This window comes from Empedobacter sp. ULE_I140 (genome assembly GCF_053482575.1).
The window spans coordinates 979,690-994,058 of sequence record NZ_JBQMTX010000001.1 but is presented as its reverse complement, the minus strand read 5'-3'; the positions used below and the strand labels follow the sequence as shown (position 1 = coordinate 994,058).

General features: G+C 32.2%; 11 protein-coding genes. 3 read left to right on the top strand and 8 right to left on the bottom strand.

The window, feature by feature from the left end; translation table 11 throughout:
• Nucleotides 1-125: 125 nt before the first annotated feature.
• Nucleotides 126-1,232 (bottom strand): hypothetical protein, encoded by a 1,107-nt coding sequence (locus ACTS9J_RS04730; RefSeq protein ID WP_448352936.1) that lies wholly within the window; start codon nt 1,230-1,232, stop codon nt 126-128.
• Between the two features lie 182 nt (nt 1,233-1,414).
• The gene (locus ACTS9J_RS04725) at nt 1,415-2,275 is read right to left on the bottom strand and encodes an AadS family aminoglycoside 6-adenylyltransferase (RefSeq protein WP_025069680.1); all 861 of its coding nucleotides are present in this window, start codon (nt 2,273-2,275) and stop codon (nt 1,415-1,417) included.
• Between the two features lie 201 nt (nt 2,276-2,476).
• Between ACTS9J_RS04725 and ACTS9J_RS04720 the strand changes: the two genes are divergently transcribed.
• Entirely contained in the window at nt 2,477-3,316 is an 840-nt protein-coding gene (locus tag ACTS9J_RS04720) for a tyrosine-type recombinase/integrase (RefSeq protein WP_448352935.1), read from the top strand.
• 21 nt (nt 3,317-3,337) lie between these two features.
• Here ACTS9J_RS04720 and ACTS9J_RS04715 read toward each other — a convergent pair whose 3' ends face one another.
• A complete protein-coding gene (locus ACTS9J_RS04715; protein WP_280050365.1) occupies nt 3,338-3,685 on the bottom strand; it encodes a helix-turn-helix domain-containing protein in 348 nt (115 codons plus the stop codon).
• A gap of 2,006 nt (nt 3,686-5,691) precedes the next feature.
• On the opposite strand from ACTS9J_RS04715, the gene ACTS9J_RS04710 reads away from it, so the two are divergent.
• Nucleotides 5,692-6,474, top strand: coding sequence for an RNA polymerase sigma factor (locus ACTS9J_RS04710; RefSeq protein ID WP_291075635.1), 783 nt, complete (start codon nt 5,692-5,694; stop codon nt 6,472-6,474).
• Nucleotides 6,475-6,476: 2 nt separating this feature from the next.
• Nucleotides 6,477-7,574, top strand: coding sequence for a hypothetical protein (locus tag ACTS9J_RS04705; protein WP_448352934.1), 1,098 nt, complete (start codon nt 6,477-6,479; stop codon nt 7,572-7,574).
• A 1,011-nt stretch (nt 7,575-8,585) separates the two neighbouring features.
• Here ACTS9J_RS04705 and ACTS9J_RS04700 read toward each other — a convergent pair.
• The 5 genes from ACTS9J_RS04700 to ACTS9J_RS04680 form a co-directional block, all read right to left on the bottom strand.
• Nucleotides 8,586-9,719, bottom strand: a complete 1,134-nt coding sequence (locus tag ACTS9J_RS04700; protein WP_448352933.1) for a M28 family peptidase — start codon at nt 9,717-9,719, stop codon at nt 8,586-8,588.
• A 39-nt stretch (nt 9,720-9,758) separates the two neighbouring features.
• The gene (locus ACTS9J_RS04695; RefSeq protein WP_448352932.1) at nt 9,759-10,439 is read right to left on the bottom strand and encodes an SIR2 family NAD-dependent protein deacylase; all 681 of its coding nucleotides are present in this window, start codon (nt 10,437-10,439) and stop codon (nt 9,759-9,761) included.
• 497 nt (nt 10,440-10,936) lie between these two features.
• Nucleotides 10,937-12,739, bottom strand: coding sequence for an acyl-CoA dehydrogenase family protein (locus ACTS9J_RS04690; protein ID WP_448352931.1), 1,803 nt, complete (start codon nt 12,737-12,739; stop codon nt 10,937-10,939).
• 27 nt (nt 12,740-12,766) lie between these two features.
• Complete coding sequence (locus ACTS9J_RS04685) at nt 12,767-13,948, bottom strand: acetyl-CoA C-acyltransferase (protein ID WP_038336965.1); 1,182 nt, start codon at nt 13,946-13,948, stop codon at nt 12,767-12,769.
• 54 nt (nt 13,949-14,002) lie between these two features.
• Entirely contained in the window at nt 14,003-14,353 is a 351-nt protein-coding gene (locus tag ACTS9J_RS04680) for a four helix bundle protein (protein ID WP_114999168.1), read from the bottom strand.
• Nucleotides 14,354-14,369: the final 16 nt, after the last annotated feature.

Genomic DNA, 14,369 nt, shown 5'->3' with positions numbered 1-14,369 from the left:
ACATAACGGTTTGCGCACAGTCGAAGTTTGGGATTGGTGATCGAAATCTCTTAGCCTACGACGAAGGGTATAAAGAAACCCAAATGATCAAGCTTCCGCGATGCCCAAATTGCGCTTGTGCGCTGTTATGCACTGGACAGATTGATAGAATATTTTTCAGAAAGTATACGAATCAGGATATTTTTTATAGTTGGCAGTGGTATTTTAGAGAACTGGCATTTCGCAATATCTTCAAATTCCTTTTTAGGAAATCTCAAAGGTGTTTTCATATTTGGGTTTTTAGGAGAAAAATGTGCTGTGTCCCGCAAACTGTCATAATATGCTCTTTGCGCAATTCTTCCGCCCGAGAATTCAAATCCATTCTTTTCGCAAATGTATCCTGAGCTTTTTTCATTTGAGTTTATTAACCAATCAGTAAATTCTGAAAATGTTTTAGGCACTTGTTGAATTTTGCTCTTCAATCTATGTTTCTTAAATACTTCTGTTTGAAGATATTTGATATCGCTGCAAATATCCATGTATGAATCTATGTACGGAGTTTGCACTATTCCTGACAACCGTTTTAAGGTATCCATTCGCGCTGGCGTGAAATGTTGTTCTTCGTCAAATTCGATAATTCGAGTACCAATTATCGGATGATTGAGAGTTAAGCCATCTAAAAAATGAGATAAACTTTCAGAGGAAAACAAATTGTCGGATTTTAAGTCTTTTAAAAGATTTGAGTAGCAACTAATGATTGATGGTGAAAAATCATATTCTTTAAAATTATTGGAGAGAAATATATGCGATGATGTGATTGGCCTTCCAACACTCTTGGACAATAAAAAGTTGGGGCCAATTACTTCCGAAAATACCTGGAAAAATCTTGTTTCATCTTTTATTTTATCGTCAGGACCTGATTTCTTAGGATCATTCGCGATTCTGATCGTTGGAGTCGAGTCACCATTAGGATATCGAACTACAGGCACCTGATTGAGCTCGTTTAAAATAGCAACTGACGGAGATTGTACTCGGCCAGAAATATAACTTCTAGCAACTACTGTGTTTATGGGCATGCCACTTGAGTGAAATTCATATAGCTCATCGATAGAAATACTTTCAGGCTTACTTTTCTTTTCTCTAATGAATTGAATATTAGTTCCTGTTATTTTTATATCGCGATACTTCACTCCTGTCACGCTGGTAGCTTCGTTGATATTTGAAAGCTTTTGTAGGAACTGATCTTTTTTCATGGTGTGTAATTGGTTAAGAAGATGCATATACTGTCTTGTGCATAACGGTTTGGGTATTGCCGAAGGCGGGGATTTTTAGCGCAAAAGTTCAAACGAAGGACGAATGTTGAACCTTGCACAAATGTCCAATCGAAGTCGTTCAGCCCCGCTTTTGGCAATACCTTGTTGTACGACGTAGTTATTTATTTAGTTTTTAATTCGTCCAAATATTTTCGTATGTCTTTTTCTAATTTTTTGGGATAATCATAATTTAGTTTTTTCGATAATTCAGTTCCAATTTTTGAAACTAAATCAGCCATTGCAAATAAAGCATCCCAATTATCATTTTTTTTACTTCCTGAAAATGTTTGTTCTATTGTTTCCCACAAATCGGTAGTCAGGTATTTTTTAAAAAGTCTGCCGTATTTATTGGTTGTAATATTCCAATTATGTTCGCTTGAAATGTACCATTCGATTAAAGGGATTAAATAGTCTGTTCGGATATTATTTTCAGTCATAAACTTTGTATAAAACAAGTCATCCCTAATAATACATTTTGCGGTATGAGCAATGTCCCACCAAAAGTCATTTAAAACTTGTTTGAATTTTTTTTCTGTAGGTTTTTTTATTATAAAAATCTGGTGAGTAGGCTTTTTTAGACTATTTGTTAGCCCTTCTTTATCCACCAAAACTTTATAGCCAATATCCCAATCTTCGTGTAATTCATTTTTTTTTGCGTCAAGTAAAAATTCGGGTTTGCTGTATAATTTGAAATCTACTTTGACATAGTCAGCATATAAAACCATTTTCATAGCGTGTTTACCTTCGAAATAGGTTTCGTCTTCTTCAACCATTGCAATTGGATTTCCAAAATTTTCTGTCCAAGTATTGTCTGAAATATATTTGGCGTTATTTTCGAATATAAGTTCAATGTCTAAGTCGCTAAAATCGTCAACAGGTGCTAATGGATTTACAAGTGAACTTGTCAATAATACTGCTCTTATGTCTCGGTTATTTTTAGACCAATCAATTATTGCTTTTAGTTTTTCGTCACGAACTTTCATTTTTACGAGGTGGGTTTTACTATGTCGTACAACATTGTTTTTTCACGAAACTGATCTAGCTTTTGTTTCGTAAAAGATCATCTATATCCGCATTTCGTAAAATTAAAAACAAATATAATTATATTTTTGTAAATTAGACACTTACTAAAACAAAATTCATGTATCACGAAGTAATTTGATGTAAAATGTAATAATGAATGTATGGATAGCGAAACAATTCTAAAAACGTTGCAAAATCGATTAAAATTACAACGATATGCAAACAATACCATAAAATCGTATTGTGGTTACGCTCAAGTTTTCTTAGAGCAGATGGAAAAATACAATAGATTAGATGAAATTCCTATTTCAGAAATCGAATTGTTTATCAATACAAAAGTAACTCAAGAAAATATCAGTGTTTCCTATCAACGTTCTTTGGTTGGGGCAATTAAAAAAGTATTTGAATTAATTGAAAATCAGAAAATCGAATTAAATTATCTTTATCCAAAACGAAAAGTTAATAAATTACCAACTTTCTTTTCTCAAGAAGAAGTACGAAATTTATTAAATGCAACAGAAAATTTAAAACATAAAGCTATTCTTACAATAATCTATAGCTGTGGATTGCGACTAAGCGAATTGATAAATTTAAAAATTGCAGATATAAAATCGGAAAGTAATTTACTTCTTATTCGTCAAAGTAAAGGTAACAAAGATCGTATAGTTGCTTTGCCAAATAAACTTTTGCTATTATTGAGAGAATACTATAAGGTTTATCAACCTAAAGACTTTTTGTTTGAAGGCGCAAAAGGCGATCAATACAGTGAAAGAAGTGTCCAATTAATTTTAAAAAACGCCATGAGTAAAGCTGGCGTTTTATCAAAAGGCAGCGTACATACATTAAGACATTCCTATGCTACTCATCTTATAAAAAGTGGAATTGATGTTCGTGTAGTTCAAGAATTATTAGGTCATAACGACATTAGAACTACCATGATTTATACGCACATTACAGATATTGATAAAAAATCTACACCAAGTCCTTTAGATTTTTTGTGATAATTTGTAAAATCTAACATATTATTTTATCTCAACAACCTTCACCACTTCACTTTTCAATACTTTAGTGCCTGCCTCATTATAAGTCTGTTCTACCGTAACTTTAATTCTGTCGTATTGTGGAATTGGAAAGTTTAATAACTCACCAATATTTTTGTACCCGAATGCTTTTGCTAAAAGAGTGATGTGACGGGTTGAGTATTTGTGTCTCTGTGTAGCAGATTCTACATTCCCAACAAAAGATTTAGCAACCCCCATTTTTAAACTGAGTTCATCTTTAGTAAATCCATGTTCCTTCCTAAGATTTTTCACGTGATTTATCAAGTCAAAGTCAAATTGAGTAGTTTCAAAATCAAATAATTTCTTCATTTAATAAAAGTTGTTTATCCAACTTGTTGGATATTAAAATAATATTATTATATTTGTATAAGCGAATTGATAATTAGACTTTTAATAGTCATAATTAAACGATGAATCTCGAGTCAAAACGACCAATTTTACTATCGAGAGTATCGTGAAATCGCTCCATGTCTCAAAAGTTTTGTACTTTCGTATACGGCATGGGCGGTTTTCACATATGCTTTAGATAGTGACTTATTAAATCGAAAGTTTTATAAGTAGGGTTTGGTCGCCCTTGACTCTAAAGTGTGAAGCCGCCTTGCTTTTTTTTGCTAGTATATCTTCATACACGAGAAACATCGTTCCATAAAACCCAACACAAAATGAGAACGAAACAAATTCCATTCATCCGTAAAAAACCACCAGACAAAGTCTGTTCGTTTTAACCATTCTTTTAAAGAACAATTCTCCGTTTTATAACATTTAACGGAACGTAAAGAAAAGGTTCCCCTTTCTTTACTCGCTCTCTATCTGAGCCTCGGTAATGAGACTTTGACAGTTAGGTTATACTCTTGTTTTCGCACATTAAAAGTAAATCCTTTCATATCATTTTCCAAATTTATTGGGGCTACTACCTGATTTAAGTTGTAAGTAATGAGTTATAAGTAATGAGTTAAATGTATGATGTACAGATTAGATGTTAGATATGAGAATTGAGATTTTAGAGTTGTACTATGTAAAAAGTAGAATGTATTATGTATTTGAAAAAGGATTAAAAAAATGTCATATGATTTGGAGGCGAGTGTCAAAAAGTTGAAGAAAATGGTTAAAATGTTTTACTATTTGCGTAGCAAATGATTTAAAACATTCAATGGCTGAAACTTATTTTGAGCGTCGAAAATCAAAGACAAGAGTTTTTTGATTACTTTTTTGCTCTCTTCCCCGAAGAGCATATGAATACCTATAATTAAAATAGATATGCTATGAATAAAAAAGTGATAGAAAGTATTTTACATTCGTTTTTTCCTTGATGAAAAAACGAACAAAAAAAATCAAGACCGCGATTTTCGACGTTCAATTCCCATTTCACGCACTAAAAAGATTAAATGTTTCGCATACGCTCACTAATCTTTTTTACGCTTGTTTCAATGGATTGAAGCTCGTCTGCAAATCGTATGTCGACTCTAAAATCCGTTGTTAAAAGTGATAACGAATTTGAATATTAAAAAAGGATTAAGAAACTGGCATTAAAACTCTCACGTTAAGAAAATGTTTGAGTACAACGTTAAAAAGATTTTAGCCCATAGTTTTTTTTAAATCTTTAGTGGAGTGAAAACATTTTGAGTAGAGAGGTTTACGGCCAAGAGTTTTTTGATTACTTTTTTGCTCTCTTCCCCGAAGAGCATATGAATACCTATAATTAAAATAGATATGCTATGAATAAAAAAGTGATAGAAAGTATTTTACATTCGTTTTTTCCTTGATAAAAAAAAGAACAAAAAAAATCAAGACTGCGATTTTCGACGTTCAATCTTCATTTTACTCTCTAAAAAGATTAAATGACTCGCTATCGCTCACTAATCTTTTTTACGCTTGTTTCAATGGATTGAAACTCGTCTGCAAATCGTATGTCGACTCTAAAATCCGTTATTAAAAAAGGATTTGAGTATTGAAAAAAGAGTTAAAAATCCGACGATTTAGAATCGAAATGCAATTCAACTCTAAATTATTGGAATAAAAAAAGTTGGAGTGTTTGAGCAAAGCGAGTTGCCAACTTTATGGAAATAATTTATTTAGTTGAATCATTGAGAGACTACTGTCGGCATCTTTTTTTGTTTCGTTTTTTTGGATGAGCAAAAAAATGAAAAGAAAGAACAAATTTGAAATAAAAAACAAAAACCCCTTTCCCAAAAACAAAGTTGGCGCGATGTACTGGAAAAGGAGTGGCTTTTAAAACTAATGTTGAATTTAAAAACTATGTAAAAACGTAGAACGTCATACGTATCACGTAAAACATAAATAAAACCACCTTTATTATGCTAGAAAAAGAATTTGAATTATTAAAAAAAGGTAATTCTACTGCCTTCGAACGTATTTATGGCAGGTACAATAAACGAATCTTTTGGTTTGGTAAACAAATAATTGAGGATGAATTTGTAGTAGAATGCTTGGTACAAGATGCATTTCTAAAATTATGGGAATATCGCGAAAAGATGGAATCTCCTGATCATATCTTTTTCTTTTTAAGGTTTGTAATGAAATACAGTTGCTATTCGCATTATGCTAAACCGAAGAATAAGTTTTTTAGAACTGTAAGTTCACTAGAAAGTTATGAGAATTATCAAAGTTATTTGGCTGGATATGATCCCGCAGATAACATTCAAAACCTAAACGAACAAGAAACACAACAGCACTATTTTGATCAAATTATAAAAGTATTACCCTTATTAAGTGCTGAAAGAAAGCATTTGATTGAACTCTGTTTAAAACATGGATTTCAATACAAAGCGATTGCTAAAGCAATGGGAAGAGGAATCACTGAAACGAGTAACGAAATTAAACATGCTATTGATGATCTTAAGAAGATTTTAAGTCACCAAGATAAATTAATTATTAAAACCAAAACAGTCTCTACAGCAGAGAAGGAAAATCAAATATCTGAAACACAATCGTTGATTTTAAAACTTCGATGTAAGCATAAACAATCTTTTTCAACAATAGCTTCAGCATTACAATTGTCTCAAAAAGAGGTACACAATGAATTTATAGTCGCTTATAAATTCACTCAACAAAACAAAGTTCAATCCCTAAACTATTGATCATGGAAAAATCTACTTTAATACTCACTCGAAAAATACAAATACTTATCGATTTACCAACTCAAGAAGAACGCAAAGAGGCATTAGACAAGCTTTATAGATGGCAAAACAGATGTTTTAAAGCCGCTAATTTGATTGTTTCTCATTTGAATTTACAAGAAATGATGAAAGATTTTTTGTACCTCTCTGAAGGTGTTAAATATAAATTAATGGACGAGAAGAAAGATGCAGAGGGTATATTAAAAAATTCGCAAATGAGTACCACTTATCGTGTGCTATCAGACCGTTTTAAAGGTGAAATTCCAACCAATATATTATCTTGTTTAAATAATAGACTCCACAGTTCATACAACAAAGATTCTCAAAGATATTGGAAAGGAGAAGCTTCGTTAAAAAACTTCAAACGAGATATGGCATTTCCTTTTGGAGCAGAAAGTATACGTAGCTTCTCTTACAATCCTGAGAAAAAATGTTTTTGTTTTCGGTTGTTTCAACTTCCATTCAAAACCTATTTGGGAAAAGATTTTACAAGTAATAAAAGGTTATTGGAACAAGTGGTAAGCGGAGAAATTAAACTTTGTACATCACAAATAAAGTTAGAAAAAAGTAAAATATTTTGGTTAGCTGTTGTTGAGATCGAAAAAGAAAATCATCAATTACAACCCGAAATTATTGCAGAAGCTTCCCTCTCTTTAGAATATCCGTTGGTTGTAAAAATAGGAAAATCTCGGCTTACTATAGGAACCAAAGAAGAGTTTCTATACCGAAGGTTAGCGATACAAGCGTCCCGTAAACGAATACAAATTGGGGCAACTTATGCAAAATCGGGCAAAGGAAAAACGAGGAAACTAAAAGCGCTAGATAAAATGAGTCAAGTAGAAAAAAATTATGTGCATCATCGACTACATGTTTACAGCAGAAAGTTAATTGATTTTTGTGTAAATAATAAAGCAGGAACACTTATTTTAATGGATCAAGAAGAAAAGATAGAGCTGGCCAAAGAAGAAGATTTTGTACTGAGAAATTGGAGTTATTATAAACTGATGACCAAAATAAAATATAAGGCAGATAAAGCAGGAATTGAGCTTATAACAGCTTAAAAATATAATTTTTGAGGGTGATTGTACACCCGTAAGGTGAGGTTGATAATAAACACTCACTAAATATAAACAACATATATAACGCAAGGGCCAATTTTTTTTCATCTACAGATACTTGCTAGATACTCCCAACATAAAGGCAGGATAAAGGCAACATAGTGGCAGTAGAATGTATGTAAAAGATTTTTGTAGTTCAGGGGTTGTAATAATTGCCAAGTTGTTTTTTATACAAAAAAATGTTTAGTGGAATACAAAAGGATATCATTTTTAAAGTTTCAATGAATTTAAACTCGTCTTTTGAGCAATGATAATCTTTAAATTTCATTTAAAAAAGTAGATTTTAGTGTTGTACTATGTAATATTTATAATGTATTAAGTAAAATCCATTATGTATTTGTGAGAGGCTGGAATTTTCAAGGCTTCGAAATAACACAAAATCACTTTTTGAATACAAATATAAAATGAAGTAGATTACCAAAATAACCTTTGAGAATCATTTAAATCGTAAGAACACATGACCAAAAACAGTATTTCCACTTGATATTCAGCACAATGACCAAGACGATTCAAACCTCTAAAATAAGTATCATTTGATGCTATTCTGAAATAAACTCAGAATGATAAAATCCGTAAAACGTTAAGCGTAGAACGTAAAACTTAATAAAACCTATGTTTCTATTGTGGTTAGAATATTCATTTTTTATTCGGTATTCTTCTTGATGGGGCACAACAACGATGTAAAATTAACCCTTAGACAAGCAAATTAACTAGAAGTGACGAATAATGAACCTAATTGGTTATCCATTAACCTAAATGGAGGTTGTATGCACTAAAATGCATTTTTTCTGTATCGGTTGTGTATCCTCGCTGTATCGATTCCGTATCCATTGTATATCCATTGCGTATGGTTTGTTCGGTGCTCGTGTATCGAAAGGTTGATTACCATTTAGACAAAAAAAGTAACTATTCAACTAAAAAAGTCAATTTATTACATAAATGAGACGCAACAATTTATTTCTTCAAAATCTTAAAACTATGTTGATTCGAATTTATTTTAACGAAATAAACGCCAGAAGTAAGATGTTCTAAATTTATCTGCGAAACAGCTGTTCGAAACTTCTTTTCATAGACCTGTATTCCTGTTTCGTTATATATAGAAATTGTAGGTTGTTTTAAAATCTGCGAAAAATGAAGGTTTCTCTTTACTGGATTTGGGTACACTTGCAAAGTTGAAATAGTATGATCTGTTGTAGTCAACTTCTCTTGTGCTTGAGAAAAATGTAATAAAGTCGCCAAAGCTCCTTTCGCTACTTCTGTCAAATAATTCAAATCTAAATTAGCTATTATATCTTGAGCAGTATGTGTATAAGGCGTTTCATTTTTTTCGAAAAGTCCAGTTATTGGATAACCAACTGCCTGAAAAGGCATATAATCGGAACTATAAGCATTCGAAATTTCAGTTTTTAGAGTTGTATACAAGGGAAAAATATTCGACATTTGATTAGTCAAATCAGAAGAAGCTGCATTATTTGATGTTGGATTACTTTCATCTTGCTCACAAACAATTGTTGAATTTACTTTATTCGCCACTCCTCCTACCTCATCAATATTCAGAACAGCTTTAATGTTTAAATTCTGAGGAACTGCAATTTGATTGACATATGTCTGACTTCCTATTAAACCGCGTTCTTCTCCTGTAAAATGAATAAACTTGATCGAATAATCAGTATCGATATCTTTAATTAATCGAGCAATTTCTAATAAAGTAACCGTTCCCGATCCATTATCATTCGCTCCAGGTCCATTTAATGTATCATAATGACCATCGATGATAATAAATTTATCAGGATATTTTTTTCCAATTTTAGTTATGATTAAATTATTTCCAACATTTCCAAAAACATTTACAGATTGCTGCTCTATGTTTGAATAGCCATATGCAATATAATAAGATTTCAACCAATCAAAAGCATTATTATGCGCAGAAGAACCGACAGTTTTGATTCCGAAATCTTGAAATTTTTGCAATTTCTGATGCACAGAATCGTATTTCACTTGTTCGACAATCGATTGATAAAACGGATTTAACTCTTGTGCAGTCGCATTAATAGAAAAAACAAATAATGGTAGAAATATATACTTCATATTCTCTAAATTAATTAATCAACAGTAAAACGTAAAAGATTAAAAATTATTCAAAATAGTTTTTAATTCTTCGATACTTTCTGTTGCTTTTTTCTTGATATGCGTAATAGATGAATTGGCATAGGTATCTGATGGATCGATATAGATAATTGGGACATTTGTTTTTGCATAATCTTTGAGCGAAGCAGCTGGATACACTTGCATCGATGTTCCAATAATTACCAAAATATCTGCCTTTAAAACCTCATCAATCGCATTTTCTATTTCCGGAACCATTTCGCCAAACCACACAATATGCGGACGAAGTTGATTTCCATCTTCAGCCAAATCTCCAAGTTTGATATCTTTATTCCAATCAATAATTTGATTCTCATCTTTTTCGCTTCGCGCTTTTCTCAATTCGCCATGCAAATGTATTATTTTAGAAGAACCTGCTCTTTCATGCAAATCGTCTACATTTTGAGTGATAATTACAACTTCAAAATCATTTTCTAACTCTTTCAAGAAATGATGCGCAGTATTGGGTTCAACATCGAATAATTGTTTTCGACGTTGATTATAGAATTCTTGAACCAATTTTGGGTTTCTTTGATAACCTTCAATCGAAGCGACTTCCATAATATCATGATTTTCCCACAAACCATTGGCATCTCGAAAAGTAGAAATTCCACTTTCAGCACTAATTCCAGCTCCCGTTAAAACAATTAGCTTCTTTTTCATTTCGAATGTATTAATTGAAGTAAATATAACTTTATAAAACAACAAAACTCCATTTCTATAAATGGAGTTTTGTTGTTTTATTTTATTTTTTTTAATTCATCTAATTTGACTAGACACATAATACTAAATGTTGCAAACATGGTCAACGTAAGAATTGCTGCATTAATTATCATAAGCTTTGTTTTTTGGTTATTAATTTGAATTAAAGTTACTTCAAATCATTTCTTTCGAAAAGTATTTCATTAAGAAATATCGACTTAACTCTCTTATTTTTAATGAATAAACTTTAACCTCAAGGCATAAAAAACCTCAATTGGGAACAACTGAGGCCTTTCTCTACTAAAACTTAAGTACCATGAAAACTCAACTAACTTATATAAAGACTAGTACTTACTCTAGAATCATCAAATGATATACCAAATTATATTTCAACATATTAAAAATAAAAAAGCAGTCAATAAATTGACTGCTTTAAATAATTTGTATTTAAAATATACTTAGAAAGTGTATTTATTTTCTTTGATTAACAAATCTGCAATTTCAGTTTTTAAGTTAACTACATTTGGATATTGGTTGTAACGTGTAAATCTTCTTAAACCAGATAACATCATGCGTTGCTCATCTCCTTCTGTGAAAGAAATGATACCACGAGTAGCTTCTGTTTTAATAATTTCTACCGATTTGAATAATTGTAATTGAACTAATTTTTCTGCATTCTTCGCTGCATCAGCACCTTTTACATTTGCAATTTTTTCTGCACGTAACATCGCCGATTCAACCATATAAATTTCTTGCATAATACGAGAAGCAGCAATAATCAACTGTTGGTGTTGCTCTAATTCTGCACCAAACTTTTGCAAAGCAGAACCCGCAACCATAAAGAACGATTTCTTAAGATTTGCAATGATTTCTTTTTCTTGCGCAAATAATTCTGAATAATCTGGAACATCAAACGATGGAATAGACATTAATTCATTTGCAACATTCATTGCAGGAGACATTAAATCTAATTTTCCTTTGAATGCTCGTTTTACTAACATCGATACACATAATAAGGTATTGATTTCGTTTGTTCCTTCGTAAATTCTAGAAATACGTGCATCTCTCCAAGCTGCTTCCATTGGCATTTCTTTCGAATATCCCATTCCTCCGTAAATCTGAATTCCTTGATCCGCAGAAATTTGAGCAGCATCAGAAATCCAAACTTTTAAGATAGAAGCTTCAATTGCATATTCTTCGATACCTTTTAATTCCGCTTCGTTATGAGGCATTCCTTTTGCAATATTATCTTCGATTGCATCTTGCACATCTTTCGCTGCACGATATGCACCAGCTTCTGAAGTAAACGCAGAAACAGCCATATCAGCTAATTTCTCTTTAATCGCACCAAATGTATTGATTGATGTATTGAATTGTTTACGCTCTGAAGAATATTGTAACGAATAATCTAAAATACGACGTTGCGCATCTAAACAAGCTGCACCTAATTTGATACGACCAACATTCAATGCATTCATTGCAATTTTAAATCCTCCGTTTCTTTCTCCTAATAGATTTTCTACTGGAACACGAACTTCATTAAAGAAAACTTGACGTGTTGATGAAGAAACAATTCCTAATTTATCTTCTTCTTCTCCTAATGAGAATCCAGCACCAGCCTTATCTTTTTCTACAATGAAACCTGTGATATTTTTATCATCATCAATACGTGCAAAAACAATGAATAAGTCTGCAAAACCTGCATTCGTTATCCACATTTTTTGACCTGTGATGATATATTCTTTACCATCTTCTGATAAAACAGCTTTTGTTTTTCCAGAATTTGCATCAGAACCTGCTTCTGGCTCCGTTAAACAGTAAGATGCAAACCATTCTCCTGTTGCTAATTTTGGTAAATATTTTTGTTTTTGTTCTTCTGTTCCGTACAATAAAATTGGCATTGTTCCAATTCCAGTATGTGCTCCAAAAGCTGTTGCTAACGAACCTGTTGCTCCTGAAATATAGTCACACACTAACATTGTTGTAACGAATCCCATTCCCATTCCACCATATTCTTCTGGAACAGAAATTCCTAATAAACCTAATTCACCAATTTTACACATTAATTCTTCAATCAACGCATAATCTTTTTTCTCAATTTGGTGTTTCTTAGGCACTACTTCTTTATCGATAAACTCTTTTGCAGATTGCAAAATCATTTGTTGTTCTTCTGATAAATCTTCGTAAGTGAAAATATCATTGTAAGAGGCATCTTTAATTAAATATTGACCTCCGATTAATCTATTTGGATTTGTAGACATATTTTTTTGTTGTTTAGATATTAGATTTTATTTTAGATATTCGAAAATTGAAGCTGCTCCTTGTCCTGTACCAACACACATGGTTACCATTCCATATTTCGCTTTACGCGCTTCCATTTCATGTAACAATTGCACTGTTAATTTCGTACCCGAACATCCAAGTGGATGCCCTAAAGCAATTGCACCTCCATTTACATTGACGATATCAGGATTAAGATTCAACTCGCGCATAATTGCAACTGATTGAGAAGCGAACGCTTCATTCAATTCGATTAACTGAATATCTTCTAATTTCATTCCTGCTTGTTCTAACGCTTTTGGAATTGCAAACAAAGGTCCCATTCCCATAATACGAGGTGCTAAACCTACCGTAGAATATGCAACTAAGCGTGCAACTGGCTCAAGACCTAATTCTTTCACCATATCTTCTGACATTACCATAACGAAAGCTGCTCCGTCCGACATTTGAGAAGAGTTACCAGCAGTAACTGATCCTCCTTGCGCAAAAACAGGACGTAATTTTGCTAAACCTTCGATAGATGTATCAGCACGTGGTCCTTCGTCTACTTTGAAATCTATTTTCTTTGTTTGAACTTTTTCTTTATCATCTAAGAAACTATATTCAACATCAATCGGAACGATTTGAGAAGCAAACTTTCCTTCAGCATTTGCTTTTAATGCTTTTTGATGCGAATTGAATGCAAATAAATCTTGATCCTCACGAGAAACTTTAAATTCTTTTGCTACTTCTTCAGCCGTTAATCCCATTCCCCAGTAATAATCTGGATGATCTTTTGCTAAATCTGTTTCTGGAATTGGTTTGTAACCTCCCATCGGAATATACGACATCGACTCTGCACCACCTGCGATGATACATTCTGCCATTCCTGTTCTAATTTTAGCAGCTGCCAACGCAATTGCTTCTGATCCTGATGCACAGTAACGATTTACTGTAACACCTGGAACTTTGTCTGTGTCTAATCCCATTAATGAGATAAGACGTGCCATATTCAATCCTTGTTCTGCCTCTGGCATTGCACATCCAACGATTAAATCGTCGATACGTGCTGGATCTAAAGTTGGATAATCTTGCATTAAGCGCTTGATTACTGTAGCTGCCATTTCATCTGGACGCGTAAAACGCAATGTTCCTTTTGGCGCTTTTCCTACAGCTGTTCTATATCCTGTAACTATATATGCTTGTTTCATTTTTTTTAAGTATTATTAGATTGTACAATGTAAAATGTATGATGTACAAAGTATTTAATTATAGTTCTGAATTAATTTGACCAACATATTCTGTATATGTTTTAAATCTTTTAATAAATTATCCGAAATCTCTACTTGAATAAATTCTAAATCTCTTGCTAAAATAATTTGACATTCCAATTCGAAAGACGAACCTAAAGCTATATTGAGAAAATTAATAAATTGAGCATTCGAATTTCGACCAGCACCTTCTGCAATATTTGAAGCTATCGATACGCAAGCTCTTCTTGATTGAGAGGTCAAACCATAAATCTCACTTTTAGGATAATTTGAAGTAATCTCATAAAACCTTTTCGTAAAATTCATTGTTTTTTGCCAAACGATTAACTCTTTAAAATCATGCATAAATACTTTTTACATG